Annotated in this window: 20 protein-coding genes; 7 read left to right on the top strand and 13 right to left on the bottom strand. The window is 36.2% G+C overall.

Translation table 11 applies throughout. The features are described from left to right. Window positions 1–6: 6 nt before the first annotated feature. The 6 genes from gldI to FLA105534_RS08465 form a co-directional block, all read right to left on the bottom strand. A complete protein-coding gene (gene gldI, locus FLA105534_RS08490) occupies window positions 7–648 on the bottom strand; it encodes a gliding motility-associated peptidyl-prolyl isomerase GldI (protein ID WP_173965597.1) in 642 nt (213 codons plus the stop codon). A gap of 8 nt (window positions 649–656) precedes the next feature. Then, the gene (locus FLA105534_RS08485) at window positions 657–1,661 is read right to left on the bottom strand and encodes a DHH family phosphoesterase (RefSeq protein WP_173965596.1); all 1,005 of its coding nucleotides are present in this window, start codon (window positions 1,659–1,661) and stop codon (window positions 657–659) included. Between the two features lie 351 nt (window positions 1,662–2,012). Then, window positions 2,013–3,248: a voltage-gated chloride channel family protein gene (locus FLA105534_RS08480; protein ID WP_173965594.1), complete on the bottom strand. Its 1,236-nt coding sequence runs from the start codon at window positions 3,246–3,248 to the stop codon at window positions 2,013–2,015. A 120-nt stretch (window positions 3,249–3,368) separates the two neighbouring features. Beyond that, a complete protein-coding gene (locus tag FLA105534_RS08475; RefSeq protein ID WP_173965592.1) occupies window positions 3,369–3,752 on the bottom strand; it encodes a RidA family protein in 384 nt (127 codons plus the stop codon). 166 nt (window positions 3,753–3,918) lie between these two features. After that, entirely contained in the window at window positions 3,919–4,224 is a 306-nt protein-coding gene (locus tag FLA105534_RS08470; protein WP_173965591.1) for a chaperone modulator CbpM, read from the bottom strand. Continuing rightward, window positions 4,217–5,137 carry a DnaJ C-terminal domain-containing protein gene (locus FLA105534_RS08465; RefSeq protein ID WP_173965589.1) on the bottom strand — a complete coding sequence of 307 codons (921 nt, stop codon included), beginning with the start codon at window positions 5,135–5,137 and terminating at the stop codon, window positions 4,217–4,219. Before FLA105534_RS08465 ends, FLA105534_RS08470 begins: the two co-directional genes overlap by 8 nt. A gap of 446 nt (window positions 5,138–5,583) precedes the next feature. On the opposite strand from FLA105534_RS08465, the gene FLA105534_RS08460 reads away from it, so the two are divergent. Then, complete coding sequence (locus tag FLA105534_RS08460; RefSeq protein WP_173965588.1) at window positions 5,584–6,297, top strand: hypothetical protein; 714 nt, start codon at window positions 5,584–5,586, stop codon at window positions 6,295–6,297. Between the two features lie 125 nt (window positions 6,298–6,422). On the opposite strand, the gene FLA105534_RS08455 is transcribed toward FLA105534_RS08460, so the two are convergent. After that, a complete protein-coding gene (locus tag FLA105534_RS08455) occupies window positions 6,423–6,950 on the bottom strand; it encodes a hypothetical protein (RefSeq protein ID WP_173965586.1) in 528 nt (175 codons plus the stop codon). Between the two features lie 262 nt (window positions 6,951–7,212). Here FLA105534_RS08455 and guaA point away from each other — a divergent pair, with 262 nt between their 5' ends. The 4 genes from guaA to FLA105534_RS08435 all read left to right on the top strand — a co-directional run bounded on the left by guaA (window position 7,213) and on the right by FLA105534_RS08435 (window position 13,321). Continuing rightward, on the top strand, window positions 7,213–8,742 hold the full coding sequence (gene guaA / locus FLA105534_RS08450) for a glutamine-hydrolyzing GMP synthase (RefSeq protein ID WP_173965585.1): 1,530 nt from the start codon (window positions 7,213–7,215) through the stop codon (window positions 8,740–8,742). 61 nt (window positions 8,743–8,803) lie between these two features. Beyond that, window positions 8,804–10,723 carry a LysM peptidoglycan-binding domain-containing protein gene (locus FLA105534_RS08445; RefSeq protein WP_173965584.1) on the top strand — a complete coding sequence of 640 codons (1,920 nt, stop codon included), beginning with the start codon at window positions 8,804–8,806 and terminating at the stop codon, window positions 10,721–10,723. A gap of 94 nt (window positions 10,724–10,817) precedes the next feature. Beyond that, window positions 10,818–12,920 (top strand): PBP1 and LysM peptidoglycan-binding domain-containing protein, encoded by a 2,103-nt coding sequence (locus FLA105534_RS08440; protein ID WP_173965582.1) that lies wholly within the window; start codon window positions 10,818–10,820, stop codon window positions 12,918–12,920. Beyond that, window positions 12,920–13,321: an OsmC family protein gene (locus tag FLA105534_RS08435; protein WP_173965580.1), complete on the top strand. Its 402-nt coding sequence runs from the start codon at window positions 12,920–12,922 to the stop codon at window positions 13,319–13,321. Before FLA105534_RS08440 ends, FLA105534_RS08435 begins: the two co-directional genes overlap by 1 nt. 80 nt (window positions 13,322–13,401) lie before the next feature. Here FLA105534_RS08435 and FLA105534_RS08430 read toward each other — a convergent pair whose 3' ends face one another. From FLA105534_RS08430 to FLA105534_RS08405, 6 genes are all read right to left on the bottom strand, one after another. Continuing rightward, window positions 13,402–15,258 (bottom strand): glycoside hydrolase family 35 protein, encoded by a 1,857-nt coding sequence (locus tag FLA105534_RS08430; protein ID WP_173965579.1) that lies wholly within the window; start codon window positions 15,256–15,258, stop codon window positions 13,402–13,404. Window positions 15,259–15,344: 86 nt separating this feature from the next. After that, a complete protein-coding gene (locus FLA105534_RS08425; protein ID WP_246253196.1) occupies window positions 15,345–16,700 on the bottom strand; it encodes a Gfo/Idh/MocA family protein in 1,356 nt (451 codons plus the stop codon). 99 nt (window positions 16,701–16,799) lie between these two features. Continuing rightward, entirely contained in the window at window positions 16,800–18,125 is a 1,326-nt protein-coding gene (locus FLA105534_RS08420; RefSeq protein WP_173965577.1) for a DUF3472 domain-containing protein, read from the bottom strand. Window positions 18,126–18,224: 99 nt separating this feature from the next. Then, a complete protein-coding gene (locus FLA105534_RS08415) occupies window positions 18,225–19,922 on the bottom strand; it encodes a RagB/SusD family nutrient uptake outer membrane protein (protein ID WP_173965576.1) in 1,698 nt (565 codons plus the stop codon). 10 nt (window positions 19,923–19,932) lie between these two features. Continuing rightward, window positions 19,933–23,013: a SusC/RagA family TonB-linked outer membrane protein gene (locus FLA105534_RS08410; RefSeq protein WP_173965575.1), complete on the bottom strand. Its 3,081-nt coding sequence runs from the start codon at window positions 23,011–23,013 to the stop codon at window positions 19,933–19,935. 827 nt (window positions 23,014–23,840) lie between these two features. Continuing rightward, window positions 23,841–24,167, bottom strand: coding sequence for a helix-turn-helix transcriptional regulator (locus FLA105534_RS08405; RefSeq protein WP_173965574.1), 327 nt, complete (start codon window positions 24,165–24,167; stop codon window positions 23,841–23,843). A gap of 346 nt (window positions 24,168–24,513) precedes the next feature. Here FLA105534_RS08405 and FLA105534_RS08400 point away from each other — a divergent pair, with 346 nt between their 5' ends. Together FLA105534_RS08400 and FLA105534_RS08395 are read left to right on the top strand one after the other, a co-directional pair. Beyond that, window positions 24,514–24,795, top strand: coding sequence for a hypothetical protein (locus FLA105534_RS08400; protein WP_173965573.1), 282 nt, complete (start codon window positions 24,514–24,516; stop codon window positions 24,793–24,795). Between the two features lie 55 nt (window positions 24,796–24,850). Further along, window positions 24,851–25,408, top strand: coding sequence for a DUF4369 domain-containing protein (locus tag FLA105534_RS08395; protein WP_173965572.1), 558 nt, complete (start codon window positions 24,851–24,853; stop codon window positions 25,406–25,408). The last annotated feature ends 50 nt before the right edge of the window (window positions 25,409–25,458 follow it).

The following is a 25,458-nucleotide window of genomic DNA, read 5'->3' as shown; positions in this document are numbered from 1 at the left end:
TTGTTTTTATGGGTTTAATGTATCTTTTTTAGTCTGAGTTACGGGTTTAGGAGCCGTTGTTTTAGGCGTTTGTGTAGCCGTTTTTGCTGGTGCAGCGGTCGGATCCGGTACAAAATTGCGAAGTGTAACGGTACACATTAAGGATTGATTTGGTCCTATTTTTTTGTTGTCTCCGTGATAGCCGTAGGCGATATGAGAAGGGAATAAGAAGGTCACGGTTTCATTTTTATGCATCATTTTGATACCATCGCGTAATCCCATCATAATGTCCTGCTTGTCTACATAATAGGTCTGCGGTCCAAGATCGGCTTCTGAGTAGATTATTTTACCGTTTATGTCTTTTACTTCCAGATTAAAATAAGCGATGTCGCCTTTTTTAGGAGTCTTTAGATCGGTTTCATTTCGTTCGTCATAATACAGCCAGTATCCTTTTCTGGTTGCATAGTATTTTATTTTCGGATTACTTTTGATTATCTTTTTGATAACATCCTCTTCATTGGCTACTAATTTTTTATTTCGATCGGCTGATTTTTTCATGAAAGTACCTGAAGCCTGAGAAATAGGTCTTCTTGCGTCTTCATGTTGTTTACAGCTAACCAATAAAACAGCAAAAAGTAGGGCGCAACTGCTTCGTTTTAAGTAGTTCATAATGTGGGTTATATTTTTAGTTTGTTTACTAAATCTTCAAATTTCTTTAAGGTTTCTTCCATCGAAACATCTGATCTTCCTCCTGCTGCATTACTATGTCCGCCACCATTAAAATGATCTCTGGCAAACTGATTTACGTCAAATCCTCCTTGTGAACGGAAAGAGATTTTGATGATTTTTTCTTCTTTATTTTCGATAAAAATAGCAGTAAAAACGATACCTTTTATACTCAATCCATAATTAACAACGCCTTCGGTGTCTCCTTTTGCATAATTAAAAGAATCCAGTTCATCCTGAGTAAGCGAAGTGTAAGAGGTTTTATGCTCTTCCAGAACTTTCATGTTTTGTAATGCACGGCCTAACAATTGTAAACGGCTGTATGAACTGTTGTCAAACAATAAAATTGGAATTTGGGTATTTTCAACACCTAAATCAATTAGATCTGCAATGATACGGTGTGTATTTCCTGTCGTTCCCGGAAAACGAAAAGAGCCGGAATCTGTTAGTATTCCTGTGTAAATACAAGTGGCGATGGTTTTGTCTAAATCTTCTTTTTTACCTAAGAAAGAAATGAAATTATAAACCATTTCACAAGTAGATCCAAAGGAAGTGTCCGAATACGTATAAAGAGCATAATCATCCGGTTTTTGGTGATGATCGATCATGATAAACGGAGCAGTTAGCTTCGCTAGGGTATGTTCCATTTCACCGGTACGATGAAAAGCATTAAAATCGAGTGTAAAAATAAGCTCAGCTTCTTCTAATATTTGGGTACAGTTTTCGGTATCTTTTTCAAAAATTTTAACCGTTTCAGAACCCGGAAGCCAGGCTAAAAAATCCGGAAAATCATTCGGTGCAATCACCGTTGGCTGATGATTGTTTTTTAATAAAAAATGGTATAAACCTAAGGTTGAACCCATAGCATCACCGTCAGGACCTCTATGCGGAATGATAGCGATTTTCTTTGGGGTTGCGAGTAATAATTGTATCGCTTGAATATCTTGTATTTTCATAGTGTGCGAATTTACATTTTTTTAATGTAATGTGAAATGATTTTGTTTGGTATTCAATTTTCAGTCGCAGTGTTCAGTGTTCAGTCTCAGTATTGGGTCTTGGTCGTAGTGTTCAGTGCGAGTCTCAGTTTATAGATTGTCATAAAAAGACGCAATCACAGTTTTCGATATGCAAAAATCTATCGATTCCCTATGGAAAATAACTATTTTGAAAATCGAACACCGTGACTGAAAACTGAGACTGAAAACTGAGACTGAATACTGAGACTGAATACTGAGACTGAATACTGAGACTGAATACTGAGACTGAAAACTGAGACTGAAAACTGTCACTGAGTACCGAAAACTAAATCAAAGCCACTTCTGATACAATTTATACTTGGCTCCTTTTACAATTTGCGATTTATAAATTCCGACAGAACCGGATGAAAAGTAGGCTATGGTGCAGGCGATAGCGATGAAAATTCCAGATTGGATACCAAAAAGCTCCATACCCATAATGGTGCAGGCGATAGGGGTGTGGGTAGCTCCCGAAAATACGGCTACAAATCCAAGACCAGCTAGAAAAGCAATTGGTAGTGGAATTATTAAAGACAAAGTGCTTCCTAAAGTAGCCCCCACAAAGAACAATGGAGTCACTTCACCACCTTTAAAACCTGCTCCCAGTGTAAATCCGGTGAAGAGAATTTTAAGCAGGAAGTCGTACCAGAGATTAGCGTTTGAAAAGGAATCTACAATTACAGGTACTCCTAAACCAGAGAATTTCGTTAGTCCGAAACCTGCGATAGCCATGGCTAAAACAATTCCACCGATAAAAGGACGTAGCGGAGGATATTTGATTTTTTTTGAAAAAAGAGATCCCCAGAAATGGGTGCTTCTCGAGAAAAGCAAAGCTGCGAAACCGGATAAAACACCGATCACAATCACATAAAATAAAGTCGTTGCGCTAATTTCAGGAACAATCGGAATGTTGTAATGCGTGTGTTTTACTTGCCAGAATTCGACTGTAAAATAAGCGGCATAAGCGACCAAAAAGGACAATAGGATACTCTTGAAATTGATTTTACTAAAATATAAAACTTCCAACGCGAAAATTGCTCCTGCGAGCGGAGTTCCAAAAACAGAGGCAAAACCTGCACTGATTCCGAGGATGATTAGAATTCTGCGTTCAGTATTATCCAGTTTGAAAAGTTTTGTAAACTGATCGGCGATAGCGCCGCCCATTTGTACTGCTGTACCTTCGCGCCCTGCAGAACCTCCGAATAAATGCGTGAGTAAGGTTCCTAAAAGTACAAGTGGAGCCATTTTAAACGGAATGACTTTTTGGGGATTTTCGTATTCTTCGAGTAGTAAATTATTGCCTTTTGCGACAGATTCTCCCCAGTAATAATAACTCAATCCGACTATTAATCCACCAAAAGGTAAAAACCAGATTAGCCAGTCGTGCTGTATTCTAAATTGTGTAACCCATTCTAAAGAAACTAAGAAAAATGCCGAAGCAGATCCGGACAGAATACCAATTAGAATACAAATGAGAATCCATTTGAAAATAGTAAGGAGTGTTTTTTTGGGGTTTTGAAAAGCCATTAATATAGTTAGTTTTTTAGCCACGAATTCACGAATACAACGAATTTTAATTTAGACAAAAATAATCTTTTTAATCCCTTAATCAGTGGCTAAAAAAATCGTGAATTCGTGGCCGAAAAATTATTGTACAACAGCTGTAAATTCTATTTCAACTAAATATTCCGGTGCAACCAGTTTACTGATTTCATAAAAACCGGTTGTAGGTTTAATGTCTTTAAAAAATGAAGAGTGCGCTCTCGCTACTTCTTCAAAAGTCGAAATATCCGTTGTGAAAATTCGTGTTCTGATGACATCTTTCATTCCAACATTTAAATCTTCTAAAACTTTTTCAACGCGCTCCAGGATGTTATAGGTTTGGGCATAAGCATCATCGGCTTTTACTTTTTCACCATCAACAATAGCCACAGTTCCTGAGACTTCAATGATGTTGCCAATTCTTACCGCACGGCAATATCCCATTTTGTCCTCCCAAGGCGATCCTGTTAAGATGTTTTCTCTTTTCATTTTTTATGGTTTATTGAATTTGCTTTTTTTGTTTTTTAGGCAAATTTCGATTTGTTAATAGGGTTGCAATTTATGAATTATGCCGATAAAAATGAGCGCGATCGAATTGAAATCATTTCGGGATTCATTCTTTTTTGTGATATTTTCAATAATGAAAATCTGTTTTTTAATCGATTTGATGCTGCTCATAAAGCCGAAGTTTGTTTTGGGTTGTAGTAAGATTTTGCTGCAGTGTTTCTATTTTGTTGAGTAAGTTTGCAATGACATCAAGGCCTTCAAGATTAATTTTCAGGTCGTAATGAAGACGTATCATTTTTTCGACTGCCGGTAATTGTTCGGGTTGAAAATATTCGTCTTCTTCAAACACTATAATTTCGATCAAACCATAGTTGTGCAACTCCGTGATGAAGGTATTTTCAATTTCGTGGTACAAACAAAATTGTTTTATCTGGATTAAGTTTTTACTACTCATGATTTCTTAATTTAGCTAGTTCTTCGAATAATTCTTTTTCCTTTGCAGACAGTTTGGTTGGGATTTTTATGGTGTAGGTAATGTATAAATCGCCAAATTGATTCTCTTTTTTGTACACGGGAAATCCTTTTCCTTTTAGTTTTACCTTAGTTCCGGGTTGGGTTTCGGCAGGTACTTTTATTTTTACTTTTCCATCAAAAGTGGTCACAAAAATTTCTCCTCCTAAAATAGCAGTGTATAAATCCAGTTCAACATCGGCGTATAAATTATTGCCTTCGCGTTTGAAATCGGAATTGTTATCGATTAAAAAAGTAATGTACAAATCGCCATTCGGACCACCATTTGCACCGGGAGCGCCATGATTAGGAATTTTTATTATCTGTCCGTTTTCGACTCCTGCCGGGATAGTGATTCGGATGTTTTTTCCATTAACACTTAAGTTCTGTTTGTGAGAGGTATAAGCAGCCGCAAGATCTAACTGTAATTCGGCATTAAAATCCTGTCCTCGATACTTTGCCTGACTTCTGGAGCTTCTTCCTGAAGATCCATACATAGAATTGAAGAAATCGGAGAAATCACTTTCTGAAAAATCTCCTCCGCTAAAATCAGTGTAACTTTGGTTGCCTTGCTGTTGTCTGGAATACTGTTGCTGGTTGGGATCGTAACCTGCTTTTTCAAACTCGTCCGCATGTTTCCAGTCTTTTCCGTACTTGTCGTATTTTTTACGATTCTCCGGATTGCTTAAAACTTCGTTGGCTTCATTTATTTCCTTGAATTTTCTTTCCGCTTCTTTGTCATTCGGATTCAGATCGGGATGGTATTTTCGTGCCAGTTTCCGGTAAGCTTTTTTGATTTCTGCTTCAGTTGCAGACTTTGTGATTTCTAATACTTTATAATAATCAATATAATCCATGGCTTGAAAATTTAATAAATTAGCTATTTCATCAGGTATTTTAAAGGGATAAGAGTATTTGTTGCATGTTGAGCGTAATTATTTCTATGTTTTGAATAATTTTTTTGCAGAGGATCATCTGTAGTGCTGCTTTTAAAAAGATTGAAGTTAGGAATAAGTTGTTAATTATCAAAACGATGCTTTCCGAATCTTAAAAAAATAACATTTCTACAGTTTCAAAAGTCCCGATTGATTTGGCATTTGGAATTTGGAGTTTGGTATTTGGTATTTGGAATTAATTTTGCTCCGATTCACAGTTTTTGGCAGGTTTTTTGATTCCAAAAAAATGCATAATATAGTGTTATAAAACTCTTAAAGTTGTAGTGCCTAATGATATTATATTATTTTTGTGAAGCCAGACCCTGTTTTATTCCAATTATAAAAGCCGATTCGATAATACTTTTTCAATGAAACACATCCTATTTTTTATATTATTTTTTACTGCTGTCACTGTATCAGCACAAAAGGAATTTGGAACGAAATTCAAGCCTATTGCAGCACCAAAATTTGGGGCAAAACCGAAAAAGACCCCAATTCCGGAAATAAAAGATCCACAGGGTGAAAATTTGGATATGCCCGGTATTAAAACTCCTAATGTTTTTGATAATACCAGTATTACGCCAAAATCTCAATTTCAGATTGGAGCCGAAAAAAGTAAATTCACGATGTCTACCGAAACTGATTTTGCCAATCCAGGAGATCGTTACGTGCCAAAAATGGAGAAAGATTTAGATAAAGCTCTAAGAGATGCTGGTTTAAAAGAAGGACGCGGAACATTGGTAAAAAGAAATATTTCTTTAGGTGATTTTAGAACAAAATCGCAATATTTTATAGTGAAATTCCGTGACTTTGGAGCCATTGATGGCGATTTGGTTAAAGTGTCTTCTAACGATAAAGTAATAAAAGATCAGCTGTTTTTGGATTCCAGTTTCAAAGACGTAAAAATTATGCTGACAGATGGCTTTAATAAACTTGATTTTGAAGCACTGAATATAGGTACCTTAGGTGGAAATACCGCCGAAATTCAAGTCTACGATGATAAAGGTCAATTAGTAACCAATGATTATTGGGATAATCTCGCCGCAGGATTTAAGGCATCGATTATTGTGACAAAAGAATAGAGTAAGAGGTTCAAAGTTGCAAAGGTTCAAAGTAACAGAGATTTAAAGGACAAAAGTTCAGAGGAGCAAAGTTTTAATACTTTTACCTCTGAACCTTTGTTGCTTTGTCACTTTGTACCTTAAGATTAAAACGGATCCGCAGTCACTCTAAACTTCATTTCTGCTTTTACGGTTACATCTTTGGTAAGCGTTTCTTTTAAAGTAACTTTTGTTCTGATTTTATATTTATCGGCTTTAATGTACTGATCGAGTCTTGCATCCGTGCAAATTAAATCGATACTGTTAGTTGAGGCATTAATGTTATCCTGATAGGCAAGTTCTATTTCATCAGAATCTGTGGTGGAAATATACAAATGAACAGATTTTAAAAACGTAAATGTTTTATCGGTTGGGTTTGTAATCATTAATTTAAGCGATTTCAACTTAACATCTTTTACTAAACTGGCTTTCGTTTTATTGTTTTCAAATTCGGCAGACGAATTCGTAGTCACATCAGGCGTAATAATTTCTGAAGGCAAATTGATAGGAGAAGTGCTTTTAATCTGAATCGAAGTTTCGTTGGAAATAGTAAACGTCAATAAATCATCTACTGCATCACAAGAGCTTAAAAATAAAGATAAGAAGAAGGAGAGGGCAATTAATTTTGATTTCATAGTTAAATTTTAATTGAGTTTTTCGGTACTTACGAAATAATCTGGTTTTTGGATTTTTTGCGAAGATACTAAGATAGTAAGTTGCTAAGGTACTGAGATACTAAGTTTTTTTTAGAGATACTAAGCTGCTGAGATGTTAAGTTTTTCTTTTTTTAAGAGTTTAGTACCTTAGAATCTTAGCGCCTCAGCCCCTTAGAACCTTGTAAAGAAAAAAAATCAAAATTCCATTTTTCAAATTCGAATATAAAAAGTATTTTTGCGCATGCAACACAACGTACTTATTTTAGATTTCGGATCGCAATATACTCAGCTTATTGCGCGTAGAGTTCGCGAATTAAATATATTCTGCGAAATTTTCCCTTACAATCACTTTCCTAGTGATTTATCACCTTATAAAGCCGTAATTTTAGGAGGAAGTCCTTTTTCTGTTCGTGCAGAAGATGCTCCGCATCCTGATTTATCTCAAATTCGAGGCAAGCTTCCAATGTTGGCAGTTTGTTACGGAGCACAATACTTAGCGCATTTTAGCGGAGGTGAAGTAGCCGCTTCAAACACCAGAGAATACGGTAGAGCTAATTTGTCTTATATTAAAGAGGATGAGGTTTTCTTTAACGGAGTTTCTGAAAACAGCCAGGTTTGGATGAGTCATAGCGATAGTATCAAAGCTTTGCCAACCAATGCTGTAAAATTAGCCAGCACGCACGACGTAGAATTTGCCGCTTATAAAATTGAAGGCGAAACTACTTATGCGATTCAATATCATCCGGAAGTTTTTCACTCCACAGACGGATCAAAAATGCTGAAAAACTTTTTGGTAGATATCGCAGAAGTTCCTCAAAACTTTACACCAAATGCTTTCGTAGAAGAGATGGTTGGAGAGTTAAAAGAGAAATTAGGAGATGACAAAGTAGTTTTAGGATTGTCAGGTGGAGTAGATTCAACTGTAGCAGCGGTTTTATTACATCAGGCCATTGGTAAAAACTTATATTGTATTTTTGTTAATAACGGTTTACTTCGTAAAAACGAATTCCAAAATGTATTAGATCAATACAAAGGAATGGGATTGAATGTAAAAGGAGTAGATGCAGGAGATCGTTTTCTGTCTGAATTAGCAGGAATCAGCGATCCTGAAACCAAACGTAAAACTATTGGTCGTGTATTTATTGAAGTTTTTGATGATGAGTCACACTTAATCGAAGATGTAAAATGGTTGGCACAGGGAACTATTTATCCTGATGTTATCGAGTCAGTTTCGGTAAAAGGACCATCAGCAACCATTAAATCGCACCATAACGTGGGTGGATTGCCGGATTATATGAAATTAAAAATTGTAGAGCCACTTCGAATGCTGTTTAAAGACGAAGTTCGAAGAGTGGGAGCTACTTTAGGAATAGATCCTGAGTTGTTAGGAAGACATCCTTTCCCGGGACCAGGATTATCAATTAGAATTTTAGGAGATATCACTCCTGAAAAAGTTCAGATTTTACAAGATGTTGACGCTGTTTTTATCGAAGGATTAAAATCCTGGGGATTGTATGACAAAGTTTGGCAGGCAGGAGCAATCTTGCTTCCGGTAAACAGTGTTGGGGTAATGGGTGATGAGCGTACTTACGAAAAAGTAGTGGCGCTTAGAGCCGTTGAATCAACAGATGGTATGACAGCTGACTGGGTTCATTTGCCTTATGAATTCTTAATGAAAGTGTCTAATGACATCATCAATAAAGTAAAAGGAGTGAATCGTGTTGTTTACGATATCAGCTCAAAACCACCTGCAACAATTGAGTGGGAATAGTATTGTTTTTCCAATTAAGGCGTTACATTTGTAACGCCTTAATTTTTTAAACCTACTATTTATGAGAGAATTTTTAACGTTTTCTCTTGTCTTTGTTTTGTCTTTTAACAAAATAACTGCGCAAGATTCATTTATTGAGCATAAAATTCAAAAAGGAGAAACTGCCTATTTTATTGCCCAAAAGTACAAGGTTTCTGTCGAAGAGATTTACAAATTCAACCCCGAATCACAGAGTGGAATCCAAGACAATCAGATTATTAAGATTCCTGTTCACCCGGTTGAAAAAACAAACCCCGGTCAGCAAATTACTCACATTGTTGGCGCAAAAGAAACCCTTTTTGGTTTATCGAAACAGTACAACGTTTCAGTTGAATCGCTTCAAAATGCAAATCAGACGATTCTTGCCAACGGACTTCAGATTGGTCAGGAATTAGTTATTCCTCAAGGACTGGCAGATCTTTCCAAAAATGAAAGTACATCATCTTCAAAAGTAAACCATCAGGTTGTTGCTAAGGAGTCCTTATTCAGCATTGCCAGACAATATAATGTTTCGGTGCTGGATTTAGAAAATCTAAACAAAAATCTTCTTCAAAATGGATTACAGATTGGTCAGTCTATTGCGATTCCGAACAAACGAAAAACACTGGATGGACGAGTTCGTGTCATTAATCAGGAAACTGTTTTTCATGTGGTAGAGCCTAAAGAAACCAAGTTTTCGATTGCTAAAAAATACGAAATCTCAATTGATCAGTTAGAGTCTCAGAATCCTGAAATCGTAAACGGACTGATTGTAGGGAACAAGTTAGCAATCAATACCAAAGGAGTAAAGCCAACAAACGAAAGTGAAGAGTTGATGTTGGCTCTGGCTGAAAAGCAGGTGGTGGTCGAAAAAACAAAAGCGAAAACGGTTGAACTGGAGGATTTGAAAGACCGATTGGTTGTTCAGAAAGAAATGAATCAGAAAATCATAAAAATTAACGATCTGAAAGTGAATCTGAATAACATGAACGGTTCCAAAGAGAATTCAGTTGAAAAGTTGCGATTGGTATTGGAAGCTAATAAAAATGTTCAGGGTGTTTTAATGGCGAAACTGGATTCGCTGGTCACTATAATGAGTAACGATCTGGTCGATTTAAAGAGAATGGATGTTCTAAATATCGACGAATCAAAAAGACTCGAAAAACGATCTTATGAAAGTATCGGAAAAACCAATGAGTTATCGTCTCAGTTGAAGAAAGAACTGGCCGAGAATAGAAAGGTATATGCCGGTTTAATGAATAAGGTAGAGAAAATTGCTGCGGAGGAAAACCAGGAATACAAGAAGAAAATCCGTGAAAGTGAAAAGAATAATACTACAATTTCACTGCTGCAACGTCTTTCTCTGGAAGAAATAAAGCGTTACAAAATAGAGCAGGAACAAGGGGATGCCCAAAATCAGCTTTTGATTGCTAAAATAGATTCGCTGGATACTCAGAAAAAGATTGAAGTAAAAAGACATATTAGCAAAGCATCTTATTATAGTATGGAAGCCCGAAAGTTTGATGACAAGGTGGCTTTGGTTAAACTAAAAAAGTATCAGGATCAGGCGATTAAAAATCAGAAAAAAAATGGTGCAACAGAAGATTCGAAGATCGTTTCATCGGAAGAAATGAAGTGCGAGTTAAAGGAAAATCCGCTTAGAAAAGACAAAACGATAAAGGTTGAAGTTTTTGATAATCTTAAAGAAGTTTCAAACGGCTATTACTTAGTTTTAGGTATATTTACAGACGCAACGCTAAGAGACAGGTTCATTATGAAACTCATTGATTCGGGCGATTTTAACGCCAGTTTCTTCTTTAACATTAACAGTCTTTCTTACTATGTCTATTCAGATAAGTACCAAAATATGGAAGAAGTTTTGTATCAATGCAAGAAAAAGGAGGAAGAGGAGTTATATAAAGAGGTTGTTATTGCTAAGATCGAGATTGATCTTAGGGAATAAGCAGTGTAGAAATAATAAGTGGCAGGAATCTTGCTTTAAAGAGAATTTTGTAACTTGTTATTGAAATTGAAATTAAATTGTTTTAAGCTTTATTATGAAATATTATTCAACATTATTGTCTCTGATTTTTTTTGCAACCAGTTCTGCATTTTCACAAGAAAAAGTGGTAAAGTACACGGTTTCAAGCGGAGAAACTATTAATCAGATTGCCGTAAAATTTAAGGTTACGCCTTATGATATTTATTCATTAAACCCGGATGCCAGAAATGGTGTTAAACCGAATACGGTTTTATTGATTCCGACTTCCGGTACTAAAGCGGCGGTTAAAACTGATGTTGCTTCAGTGAAGAGTTCTACCCCGGGAAAAACAGTTACACATGAAGTGCAACCCAAAGAGACTTTGTTTGGGATTGAGAAAAAATATAATGTTTCGGATGAAGCTTTAAAAACGGCCAATCCTTTTTTGGTAAAAGACGGTTTGCAAATTGGACAGACTCTTACGATACCATCAAAAGGCGGTGCAGTAAAAGCAGCGGTTTCGGTTCCTGCTAAAGCTAAATCGACAGCTACGGAAAAGTATGTTTATCATGACGTGCTTGCAAAAGAAACTAAGTTTTCGATCGCAAAACAATACGGAATAACAATTGAAGAATTAGAAAAACGCAATCCTGAGATTGTTTCAAATTTGCCGGTTGGTTATCGCCTAACGATAAAAGGAACAGCTCCTAAAACAGAAACTTCTTCCCAGCCCGTGACTAGTGTTGCTAAACCGACAGAAATTAAGAAAGGGACAGAAATGACTAAAAAAGCGGTTTCTTATATGGATTATCAGGTAAAACCAAAAGAAACTTTTTATAGTTTAACACACACTTTTCATATTACTCAGGAAGAATTAACAGCTTTAAATCCGGCACTTTCTGAAGGGGTTAAAGAAGGAATGGTTTTAAAAGTTCCTGCTGGATATTTAGCGCCAGTGCCTATTGTTGTGCAAGAAAAACAAGAACAACCACAGCAAAATATTGAAAAAGTACTGGAAAATAAAAGTACGGGAGGGATACAAATTATAGACAAAGTAAAATCGGAAACGGTTTCTGTAAATCCTGAGGTGGTTGAACTGACTAAAAAACGTGGACAAACCGATCGTCAAAAACTGGTTTTATTGCTGCCGTTTAATTTGGCTAAAATGCAAAATGATACCACAAGTTCAGCTACCAGAATTAAAAACGATAAGTTCCTGAATATGACTCTTGATTTTTATTCGGGAGTTTTAATGGCGATCGATTCTGCGAGAACTTTAAAATTGCCAATTGATGTTGCCATTTATGATTCTCAGGAAACAAAAAACAGTTCTAATATTTCGGGTTTAATCGCTCAGAATAAATTGCAGGATGCCAATGCTGTAGTGGGACCTTTTTATCAGAGTAATGCCGAATCTACTGCTAATACATTGCGTTTGTATAATATTCCGGTGATTTCGCCATTGTCAAAAGATAAAGCGAACCCGATTGATAATTTGTATCAGACCATTCCGTCAAACGATATGGTTAGAAATGCTATGTTTGAGTATATGCGCGGCAAAAATGGAAACATTGTTGCGGTTGTAGATAAAAAGAAAGAATCAGTTATCAGTTACATCAAGCAAAATCAAAAAGGAGTTGTGTTTGCAAGTCTGACAGAAACCGGAGCTTTGGATGTGGCCAATTTAAAAAGTTTATTATTGCCTAACCGAATGAACTATGTGGTAATGGAAACAGCCAACACAGCCATGGTTAGAACCACTATAAAAGCTTTGCTTGATGCTCAAAAAACCTGTCAGGTACAATTGGTTGTTTTAGAGCCCAACAGTACGCTGGACTCAGATGAAATTAGTTTTGATAGTTTAATAAAACTAAAATTGATGTATCCGTCTGTTACGCGTGACAGCGATGATCCGTCTGTTTTGATTTTTGAGAAAGAGTACCGATTGAAGAATAAAGTGAATCCAAATACGTATGCGACAAGAGGATTTGATGTAACTTTTGATACCATGATGCGTTTGGTTCAGGGAAAAACATATCAGGAAACAGCCGATTTAATGACAACGGAACAAGTTGACAATAAATTTCAATTTTATAAAAAAGAGGATGGTGGGCACGCAAACAAAGGCGTCTACATTTTATATTACGATAATGATTTAACTTTAAAAGTAGCAAATTAATGACATCAAAAGTAACCTATTTAGGCGATTTAAGAACAAAATCAATTCATGTGCAATCCGGAAGCGAAATCATTTCGGATGCGCCAGTAGATAATAACGGAAAAGGAGAAGCTTTTTCTCCAACAGATACGGTTGCCAATGCTTTAGCCAGTTGTATGATGACGATTATGGGGATTAAAGCTCGTGATCTGAACGTAAATCTAATCGATTCAACTGCGGAGGTAACAAAAATAATGAATGCAGAACCTAGACGTATAGGAGCGATTGAAATTGTTTTTGAAATGAAAGGAGATGCCGATGAAAAAAGCAAAACAATTTTGGAACGTGCAGCAATGACTTGTCCCGTATTTTTAAGTTTAAATGCTGAAATAGAAAAGAAAATTACTTTTAACTGGAAGTAATTTAAAATTCAATATTTAAAATCCCAAATTCCAATTTTTGTTGGAGCTTGGGATTTTTTTTTTTGAAAAAACAGAGAATTTTATTGTCCGTTTTCGGGTTTTAAATCCTCTAAAATCGGAGTGCTAATTGTTTTTACCTCCTTCTGAATTTTCCCGTTTTTCTGTTCGAAAATTTGAATGGTGTTTTTGCCTTTTTTAAGCCAGCAACCCGGAACATATAATGTTTGCTGTGGGCCAACGCTCCAATAGCGTCCAATGTTAATTCCGTTTACAAAAACAATTCCTTTACCCCAGTCGCGCATGTCCAGGAAGGTATCCCCGGTTTTACTCAGATTAAAAGTTCCCTGATATAAGGTAGGACGGTCTGTTTTTCCTGAGTTTTTGTAAGTCGTTAAATCCGGTTCCTGAGCCATTGGTAATTTGTACATTTTCCAATTTCCGGTAATGGTTTCACCATTAATTATTACAGGACTAATAATTCCTTTATTGTTGGCATTAATTTGAGAACCGTAATTAATACGTCCCATATTCTCCACCAGAATATCTAATGTGGCGTTAAAAGGAACTTCAATTTCGCAATCGTATTTTTTATAGTATCGGTTCAATTCGGCTACTTTTTTGCCATTGACATACACTATAGCGTAATCGCGTAATCCTTTTAGTTCTAACTTCCCGCTAATAGGCTGAGTAAATCTTTTGCTGTACCAAACGTAACCGTCTCCCTGATTTAGCTGTTCAAAGGTTAAAGGATTGTCCGCAGTTACAGGGGGGATTTTAGACTTTAAATCGGCTAAATCAACGGTTTTCGTTAATGCTATATTTGGAATAGTGATCACAGGCATTTTTGCCGGAATAGCCGGAGTTTCATTTGTTTTGAGCAGGGCTCTTAACGCATTGTATTTTGGAGTTGCCCAACCCGCTTCGCTAATTGGGGCGTCATAATCATAAGAAGTCATGTCGGGTTGAATGTCATGTTCCTTATCATAATTGGCTCCTGAAGTAAAACCAAAATTAGTTCCTCCGTGAACCATATAGTAATTGAATGAAACCTGATTGTCCAAATATTTTTGAGTTTGGCTTACGGTTTCCTCGGGAGTTTGTGTCGGGAAAGGTTCTGCCCAATGATCCAGCCAGCCCGGGTAAAATTCAGCTACCATATACGGACCTTGCCCATTATTGAATTGGTTGACCACATTTTTTAGTTTTGTAATGTCGCTTTCTCCATTTGCAGTTGGCAGTGCACCTGGTAAAGCTCCGCCTTCAAATAACCAGCTTCCGTCTGAAGTAAAAAACGGAACTTCGAAACCAATATCTTTTAATTGCTGAAAAACGGCAGCACTATACTTTTTATGCTCGTCAAGCGGAATATCTTTGCGTTGCGCTACATAGGATCCAAATTCGTTCTCTCCCTGAACCATGATAATTGGGCCTCCTTTGGTAATTTGTAAATTCTTAACCTGATTGTATAATTCAGTAAAATAGGCTTTAGTTGCCGTCAGATAGGCTGTGTTATTCCCTCGAATAACCATATTGGGTACGTTTTGCAGGAACCATGGATAACCTCCAAATTCCCATTCGGCACACACATACGGGCCCGGGCGTAAAATCACAAACAAACCCTCTTCCTGAGCTGTTTTAATGTATTCGGCCAGGTTTTTATTTCCGGTTTTGAAGTCCCAGATTCCCGGTGCTGTTTCATGGTAGTTCCAAAACACATAGGTTGCCACGGCATTTAAACCCATTGCTTTCATCATCTTTAAGCGATGACGCCAGTAGGGTTGAGGAATACGGGAGTAGTGCATTTCTCCCGAATGAATTTGTATGGGTTTTCCGTTAAGCAGGAAATTTCCATTGGCTATAGCAAAACTTTGTTTTTCCTGTGCGGTTGCACACAATGAGAGAAACAAAAACAGAAATGTAAAATATATTTTTTTCATCTTTTATTTTAATTAGTGTTGGCTATAATGAACAAGAGAGCACTATAAATCGTGCCCTCTTGTTTCTACTAACTAACCAATAAATTTTATTCTGAAAATTCTAATTTTTTCAACTTGTTCCATCCGCCACGTGTAAAATCAGGAATTTCTACAGGAGCAGAACCGTTGTCAAGAGAAATTTCTGTTAACGGGCCTAAACAAGACCATTCGGCTAAATCATAAACATCCATGTCTAATGGAAGTCCTTTTTGCAGACAGTAAATCAAACGGTAATCCATTACGAAATCCATTCCACCATGACCGCCCACTTTTTTAGCCTGCTCTTCAATGTTTTTTACGATTGGGTGTTTGTATTTTTCCATTAATGCTTTTTTCACATCTGCAGGAACAAAAGAGTGTGCGCTTAATTTCTCGTGATTTGGTTTTACATCGTCACCTAATGTTGCACCGTCTAAAGCATATCCTTCTAATGGATATTTGTTAGCAAAACCTTTTGTACCGCTTAATTGGTACATTCTGCTGTAAGGACGAGGTGAGGTAACATCGTGCTGAATCTGGATTGTTTTTCCGTTTTCAGTACGAATCATGGTCATTGTGTGATCTCCATTTCTGAAATCTTTAATTTCTTTTCCGGATTTTTCTTTGATGTATGCCGGATTTCCAACTGCTTTAGTATCCATAGAAACTAAGAAGTTCATTTTATCACCACGATGAATGTTTAAAGCCTGACAAGCCGGGCCCATACCGTGAGTCGCATAAATATCGCCTCGGTGTTTGATGTTGTAATCCATTCTCCAGTTGTTCCAGTATTCTCCCCAGAAAGGCTGAAGTCCGTGAATGTAAGATCCTTCAGCATGAAGAATTTCTCCAAACAAACCTTGCTGAGCCATGTTTAAGGTAGTAAGTTCAAAGAAATCGTACACACAGTTTTCAAGCTGCATACAGTGTTTACGGGTTTTCTCAGAAGTATCAATAAGCTGCCAGATTTCTTCCATTGTCATTGCTCCCGGAACTTCTATGGCTACGTGTTTACCATCTTTCATCGCTTGCACACCTATAATAGCGTGATGTTTCCAGTCGGTAGCGATGTAAACTAAATCAACATTTGGTAAAGCAGTAACTTTTCTCCAGGCATTTTCGTCACCGTAGAATTCCTGAGCTTTAGGAAATCCTGCTTTGGTTAAAGTTTCGTTTGCTTTAGAAGTGTTTTCCTGTGTCATATCGCACAAAGCGACAATTTCCACACCCGGAATATGTGTCATACGTTCTACTGCTCCAGGGCCACGCATTCCGAGACCTATAAAGGCAACACGAACGGTAGGTATTGGTGTTGTTGCCAAACGCAAAACGTCGGTTTGACCTTTTGCACGGGCAGGTGTTTTGGTTTTAATCATTTGTGCCGATGCGTTTGTTCCTCCAAACAGAATACAGGCGGCTAACATGAATTTTAAAATGCTAGTTTTCATAATAGTTTAATTTGATTTGAAATGATTGATAATCTAAAATCCGATTATCGGGGATTATTGTTTTATGAGTGTTTTTTAGGGTAATGTATTAAAATTTATTTCCGGTTTTTTATTGGTTAAAGCTTTTGTAAAAATAGTTTTTGGAGTTGTATAATCATTAAAAAAGCCTCCATTTTTTAGATAAAAGAAACCATTTTCGGTACCTCCGGCAAAATCCATTCTGTATTCTTTTGCACCGGTATTGTCGTTTGTGAATCGTGCCGAATTGATTTCTGACCAGTTGCCTTTGTCGTCGCAAACCCATTGGTTGTTAAAAAGAACTTTACGGGATAGATCTCCCTGTTCGGGAATAAAGTTTTCCAGAAAAGAATGGAATCTTTTTAAGTAGGTGTTGGTTTCCGGACGGTTAAAGCTGGCAATTAAGAGCCATTTATTCAATTCCGGAGCATAAAAATAAGCTGTATAGGTGGTCGTATTATTACCTGCTGGAAATCCACGAAGTAAAAACTTATAGGTGTTTCCGGCTTTCCAATTATATTTTAGATAGCTTTGTCCTCCCGAACCTTCATTTCCGAATTCGCCGGTGTGTACATTTTCTCCTTTTTTAAGCATTTTAATTTTGTGAGTTTCGGGAATGCTGGCAGGATCATCGGTCGTAAACGGACTCCATACAGAAAATAAAATTCTTCTTTCAGTAGCTGAGTTGACCTGAATTCCGAAATAACCTTCTCCAAAACCATTTGCCATAAAGTAAGAACCAATTTTGTCTTCGTTTTGAGGAACGGTAATTTCGTTGTAGTACCATTCGGTGTTGGTGTTTTCAGGTACCTGATAATTTAAATGAACAGAAGGCCCGCGACGTCCCCAGTGGTAAAAAGCTCCTTCGTTGTTAGGTACATAAGAGATTTTGCCGTCAAAATCAGCACTTGCAATCGTTAAACGACTAATAGACGGGAAACGATCGCCGGTTTTACTGATTCCTTTTATTCTGACAGCAACATATCCTTCTTTTTTAAGGTTCCAGGTTCCAGCTATAACAGCCTTTTTTGAAGTGGTGAAATTTACTTTCTTGGATTCGTTATTGATCGAAAATTCTAATTCCGATTTTCCATACACCTGAACAGATTCTTCTACTGTAATTTGAAATGTTCCGGGTTTAGAAATTCTGAAATAAGCGGTAAAAAATTCACCGGAGTCGGTCCAGTTCTCGATACCATTGTCTGTAATCGAAGTAGTTCCGTCTAAATGTTTAGAACTATATGCATTTCCTCCAAGGGGCAGGGAAATTGTTGTTTTTGGATTTTCTATGGTTTCATTTTCCAATGGTACATCATCATTGCTGCCAGCGCAGGAAGTTGAGACAAGAAAAGAAGCAAAAAACAAGTACAATATATTTTTCATTTTTTGAGATTAAGTGATGATACTTTAAGCAGTTGTTTTTGAAATGCCTCTCTAATCGATCCAATTAGAGAGGCTTCAAAACAAACAATAAATAAAAAACTATGGGTTTTGTGTTAAAGTCCCAGGGTAAGCATTAACTTCAGATTGAGGAATGTATTGTACTACACGCAGACTCGTTGCCGGAACGTCATTCATTGGTAAATGAGGACCAGGGTAACGACGTGTCATTGTTTGACCGTTTCTGTAAACGTCATAACCACGATGCGCTTCAAAAGCCAATTCTAACTGACGCTCTTCATCAATACGCTGTACAGCGTTTGTACTGTTTAAAGAAGCATAACCTCCGCCAACAATTGCTCTTTCACGAATGATGTTCAGATTGGTCAAAGCGTTGGAATAATCTCCTTTTTTAGCATAAGCTTCTGCCATGTTCAGGTACATTTCTGCCAATCTTGAAATAATAGGCGAGTGCAGGTGTGAATCATTATTTTGTAAAGAACATTTTGTAATATAAAACATTGGATATACACGGTTTAAAAGCATCATATAATCTTTTTCTCCTGTATACGTTTTGCCTTGGTATACAATAGAATATTGATTTTCAGCTGCATTTACGACAGTAAGGTTATAATCTGTAGTTCCAATTGTAATAAAATAGGATCCATCTGCCTTAGTTTTTAAAGGCTGTTGCACATAATTGTATCCAGTTTGTGTACCACCGGCATTGAAAACATCCGTTATAAAGCGGAAAGCCTCTGTTTTATTTCCGCTGGCATCTTTTGTGTATTGCGGATCAATAAAAGCCCAACGAGCATCTTTTTTCAGTCCAGCTTTTCTTAACAAGTCAAGATATTCTCCACTGGCATACATTTCGCCCCATCCTTGTCCCTGGATATTGGCATACATTCCTCCAATACCATAATAGTGATCGTATCCGGAATATTCTGAAGCGACTCTTTTTATTGCAAAAATAGTTTCTGTTTGTTCAGCAGAATCTGGTGCATAAGTGTTGTACTTCATAAAATTGGCACGGCTTAATAAGCTGTATCTGCCACTCATGATTACTTTTTTAGCATAATCAATAGAAAGCGTTGCATATTCCTGATTTGGAGTTTCATAAGTACCACTCATGTACAAATAGACTCTTGAAAGCATGGCTTGCGCTGCCTCTTTGGTGGCATAAGTAGCTGCTTTTCCTACGGTCATTAGTGCTTCTGCTTTTTTCAAGTCGTTAATAGCCTGGTCGTAAGTTGTTTTTACGGTAGAACGATCCGGAAGTCTAAGGTTGTTAAGATCTGCCGGTAAGCCGTTTACAATTGGCACACCTAAATTGGTTTCAGGTGATTGGGCATAAGGTCTTCCGTACGTACGGCACAAGTAAAAATAAATCATGCCTCTTAAGTAATAAGCTTCCCCTAATTGCTGGTCAATAGCAGGACTTTCACCTTCTTTAATAGATGTTATCAAATCACTTGATTGCGAAATAATTTTATACCCATTATTCCAAAAAGTAGACAATCTATTATTGTCAGGAACATGTTGATAGGAAATAAAAGAGTAAAAGTGATCGGTAGAAGTTCCTCTAATCATGATGTTGTCTCCCGGATATTCTCCAACGCGGTGCATGACATCCGACCAGCCTTTTAGTTGTGCGTAACATCCGTTCAGCAATACTTCTACGGAAGCTTCTTTATCTTGTTGTATTTTATCTTTTGTATAGGAAGAAAATGGCTCTCTGTCTAACTCACATGAGCTCAGAAAACTAATTGCAATACCTAGTAGTAATATCTTTTTCATGATTTTTATTTTATAACGTTAAGTTAAGACCTAGTGTAATTTTACGAGTTTGCGGATACATGTCTCTGGCTACACCCGAAATCACGTATTCTTCAGTTGAAGCATCCCAATTTGGTGACAACTCCGGAGTTACACCTGAAAAATGTGAGATGGTAAATAAATTTTCTCCGGTAATAAATAACCTTAAGTTGGTAATGTGTAAATGTTGAAGAGGTATATTATAACCTAAAGATAAACTTCTCATTTTTAGATAAGTTCCAGTTTCTAAGAAACGGGAAGATGATTTTTGGGAGTTACTTGGGTTGTTGTAAATCGCCTGTGGGTGTGTAGCAATATCACCCGGTTTTTCCCAACGGCTCCATCCGCTATTTAGATTCATTTGGTTTCTGTCTGAATAAGCACCATCCGAATCAAATTCTGACCTGGCGTAGTTGTAAATTTCACCTCCAACAGAATAGCTGAATATAGCTGCAAAATCAAAATTTTTATAGTTTAAACTGGTTGAGAATCCTCCGAAGAAATCCGGAGTATAAGAACCCACTACTTTTTGATATTTGGAAGCCTCACCATAACTATAGGTTTTTACACGTTCTCCGGAAGCATTAGTAGTAAACCACTGTGGTTTCCCATTTTCAGGATCAACACCAGCCCATTCGGTTAAGAACCAGCTGTCTACATCATATCCTGGTTTTAGTAGTTTTTTAGCAGCACCTTCCACACCGCTTCGGTCGGAAACAATTATTTCCTGTTTGTCACCATAAAGACCGGTTACTTTATTTTTGTTAAACCCAATATTGGCGTCAAATGACCAAACAAGATCTTTAGTTTTGATAATATCTACATTAACTGAGGCTTCAAACCCTCTGTTGTTTACTGCCCCAACGTTTCTCCAGATACGAGTTACTCCTATAACACCCGGAAGCGGAACCTGGTACAATAAATCTGAAGTATCTTTATCATAATAATCTAAAGTAATATTTACTCTCTTGAAGAGGCTTATGTCTAGACCTATACCGGTAGTGAATGTTTTTTCCCAGCTTAGATCAGGATTTGCTAATTGTGAAATTAAGGCACCGGGATTTTCATCATAACTTTCTTGAAAAGAGTATAACGGCAGGTGACCGTATAAGCTGTTTGGACGATTTCCGACCGAACCATAACTGGCTCTTAGTTTTAGGTTATTCACCCAATCCGCTTTAAAGAAAGCTTCATTATGGATATTCCATCCACCACTAATAGAGAAGAAATTACCGTATTGTGCATTTTTACCAAAATTAGAAGCTCCGTCACGTCTAAAAGAAAATTGTGCCAAATAGCGATTATCATAGGTATAATTTACATTTGATAGTAAGGATTGTACTGCCCATTGTCTTTTATTTCCGTTTACAGCTTCAGGTTTGGCAGCTGGGTCTGTCACACTAATTCCGGGAGGAATTCCTGTTGCAATTGCCTGTGTTTTTTTGAAATTATATTCATTCCATTCATAACCTGCAACCGCATTCACATTATGGGAACCAAATGATTTGTTAAACCTTAACAGTTGATTAGTGTATAGCTTGTTATAGGTTTCGAATCTGTCTTCTATTCTACCTTTTACGGCTAATGCTGAGGACGATCTCGGATCCGAATAGGCAGTTGAATTGTAATTGTCGAAGATGTAATTGTTTACAGATGAATACGTCAGCCAGTTTGTTAATTTTACATCGAAATCCATATTGGCACGAACAGTATATTTTTCCGATTCAGAATAATTCCATTGTAAATCATACAAATAGTTAGACCCAGTCGTATTTACCCAGGTTGGGTTAGGTGCATTTCCTACTAATGATCCGTCCGGTAAATAAGGACTGTCCCAAGGCAGGTTGCGGTACATAGCGCCTACACTATGTTGTTGATCGTATACTTTCTCTCGGGTTAAATTGATTAGTGGTTTTATAGTCAGCCATGAAATTGGTTTGTACTCAAATTTCATCAAACCGTTATATCTTTTATATTCATAACCAGTTATAGCTCCAGTTTCGTCATAAAGTCCTAAGGAAACATAACTTTTGAAGTTCTCACCACCGCCACTAATTGATAAGTTGTAATCCTGAGCAATACCCGTTTGAGTAGCATTTTTCCACCAGTCGTGGTTTTTATTTCTTAATTCGGGAGTCCACCACCAAACATTTTGAAAATCTTGTTTGTTTGCAAAAGAATCATAAAAATCATATAATTCAGCTCCGTTCATCATTTTAAGATTCCCATTGTTTACGGTCGACATCGCTGTTCTTGAAGAAAAATTAATGATTGATTTTCCTGCTTTACCGCTTTTTGTGGTTACTACAATTACGCCATTGGCACCTTGTGAACCATAAACAGCAGTAGAAGCCGCATCTTTAAGAACGGTTAAATTTTCGATATCAGAAGGATTCATAGGAGGAGAACTGTTTCCAACGATCACACCGTCTACTACCCATAGAGGGTCAGTGCTTCCGTTTACTGTAGTTTTACCTCTAATAATCACTTTTGAGGCACCTCCAGGCTCTCCTCCACTGGTACTAACAAAAACTCCACTTGCTTTTCCAGCCAGTAAGTTTTCAACAGTTGGAGTGGTAACATCCAATAGTTTTTTATTGTCTAAAGTCTGTAGTGACCCTGTTAAGCTTTCTTTTTTTACTTTACTGTATCCCACGATAACAACTTCATCCATTTGCTGTCCGGCTTCCTTCATCGTCACTTTAATAGCGTCATTTCCAGCCGGGATTTCCTGATCCTGCATTCCTAAAAATGAGAATACTAAAATGGTGTTGGCATTTGGTATCTCGATTGCAAAACTTCCGTCGATATCCGTTTGGACACCGGTCTTGGATCCTTTTATAATAACATTTACACCGGGAATTGGAATTCCTTTTTCATCCACAACTTTACCCTTTACTATTTTTTGAAAGGCCAGTAAGCTGGTTTTGTTTAAAGAAATCTCTTTTGAGGGAGCAGCAGTTGTAATTTGAAAAGTTACGGACAACAAAGTACACAATGTTGTTTTTAAACTTTTATCAAGTACTGTCTGCAACTTTAAAATCTTAGGATTTTTTGAAAGTGCTTCTTTCATGCTCTTGTTTGGTTTTGGTTAATGATTGTTTTTTTGTCAAGTTGTTTTTTTGCCGTAATTGGTATTTGAAGGGTTCCTTTTTTATGGCTTAAGAATCGAATTAAAGAGGCTTAAAACATAGGATTATTCCCACTCAATGTTTTTATTACTTGACGAAACTATCGATTATATTTTTATTAACCAAGAAAAAACATGAAAAATGTGCTCGAACACACAAAATTTGTGTTCTCGAGCACATAAAATTACACAAAACGTTTTTTTTAAACTAAAAAAGTAGCGTTTTGTTAAAATTAAAGGGCCGAAAAAGAATAGTTCGATATTTATATTGTCAAAATGTAAATATTCTATTTTTAAGTTATTAAAAAGAGTTGTGTTTAATTTTGTGAATTTCGTAATTGCTATCCCTTTATGTTGATAATAAAGTAAGTTTTCTACTGTTATTCTGTAAGGACGGTTTTGAAGGAATTTTTTCTGTTGAGAGTTAATTTATTCAGAGAAGAGTTGTGTTTTTGGAGTAAAAAATGCTCTTTAGTTTACGAACAAAAAAGGTGAGGATGAGGACGGAGTTTTCAACCAGATTTTAGAAATTTAAAGAGATTTTTTTTTGAAGCCATAATTTCGCAAAATTGAAAGAAAAATCAAATCAATTTTGCGAATTGAAGAGTTTCGTTTTAAAGGTTTTTTTTTAAAGCTTTACGATTAAATTAAAACAGAGAAGTTTTATCTCATAATATTAGCGAACTCGTTAATAGATTTTCTTTTGGTAAAGGATCAGATTAAGGAGAAACAAGTATATCTGTTGGTAGATTTTTTTTTGTTAAAGGAATCTAAAGCTCAAATTTTTTTAACTTTTCTTCAAGTTGTTTATTTCTCTCTGTGAGCATTTCTATGTGTTCGATGATAAAATTTGGAATAGTAAAGGATTCTGCTTTAAATGAATCGTTTGTGTCAATTGTATTAAGATTATCAGATTCATAGATTTCTTCTTTTGCTACATCCAAATATTTTGCAATTTTAACCCACTCCATATTTGATATTTTTTTTAACCCCTTTTCTCTTCGGGAATAATTCGATTGCGATATTCCTATTAGGTCTGCCAGTTCTTCTTGTGATAATCCTTTATTTAATCTTGCTTGTAATAATTTTTTTTTCATTGGTTTATGATATAGTATTTTAAGAATAGTTGTATTTCTTTTACCATTTGGATAAAAAAATAGCTGGATAGGTTAGAATAAGCACGAAAATACAGATACAGTTTTTATTTTGCAAGGAAAGGAGAAGAAAATGTGTTCGAACACATTTCGTATTAGTGAAGATATAAATTAAGGACAAATTGCATAAAATTCGCATGGATATGCATAAGAGTAATCTGACTTATGTTTTACTTTTATCAAATGCTGAATATTCTTAGATTATTTAAAAAAACTAAGTGCACGTGGTGAATAAGTAGTTGAGAATGTTTAGGTAGTGTAGAATTTAAGTTAAGTAAAATTTTAAATTATGAAAAAAATTAATGAAATTGGACTTTCGAATCTTATTAATAAATTAACGAGAAACGAAATGAGAAATCTCTCTGCAGGTAATTTTGGTCCTGGGGGAGGTGCAAGCCCTTCATGTGGACAATCTGGACTGCCTCCTTGTGATGCCTATGGTGGGGGGGAAGCAGATTGTTTACCAGCATGTTCGACAGGTGTTACTAAGAATTCTGATTGTTGTAGCGGTATGTCCGTGAGCGGTAATTATCCACCTTGTGGTGGTGATAGAGGACGAGTTTGTCTTTAAAAACTACCTAGTTGTAGATAGTTAATAACTATCTACAACTTAATTTACAAAAAAAATGAGAAATTGTATTTTTATTAAAATTATTGTTATTCTTTTTTCGACTTCTCTGTTAAGTCAAACTCAAAAAAAAAAATTTACGTTAACTGGTTTAATTCACGGAAATTATGAGGGTTATCTTTATCTTCATTACGGTAATATTAAAGATAGTTGCATTGTTATTAATAATAAGTTTCATTTTAAAGGAAATCTATCTAAAGTCGAGGTCGGATATTTTTCTATTAGCAGAGCTGCCGGAATGGACAAAGACTTTTATTTGGAAAATGAAAACATCAATATTGATATCACTTTCGAAAAGAAAACTGTTAATAAGATTGAATTGGATTGGATTACGATCAATTCAATAGAGGGGACGGAAACAAGTTTGATTGAGAAAGATTATGAGGCATTTAGAAGAAAGTATTATCAAGATAAAGATTGGCAGATTAAAAACTATAGAAAATTAGATGAAATTGTTTCAAAATATCCTAGCCATCCATATTCATTAGATTTATTATCAAAGACATCTTGGGATTCATCAGCTGATGATCAAAAGTTGCAAAATATTTGGATGTAGCAAAAGAAGAAATCTATGAATCTGATAATCTTAATACAATTGACACAAAC

Origin of the sequence: Flavobacterium collinsii, assembly GCF_902804485.1 — a bacterium.
GTDB classification, from domain to species: Bacteria; Bacteroidota; Bacteroidia; order Flavobacteriales; family Flavobacteriaceae; genus Flavobacterium; species Flavobacterium collinsii.
The sequence above is the reverse complement of the archived record's forward strand: the minus strand, read 5'-3'. Positions and strand labels throughout refer to the sequence as shown.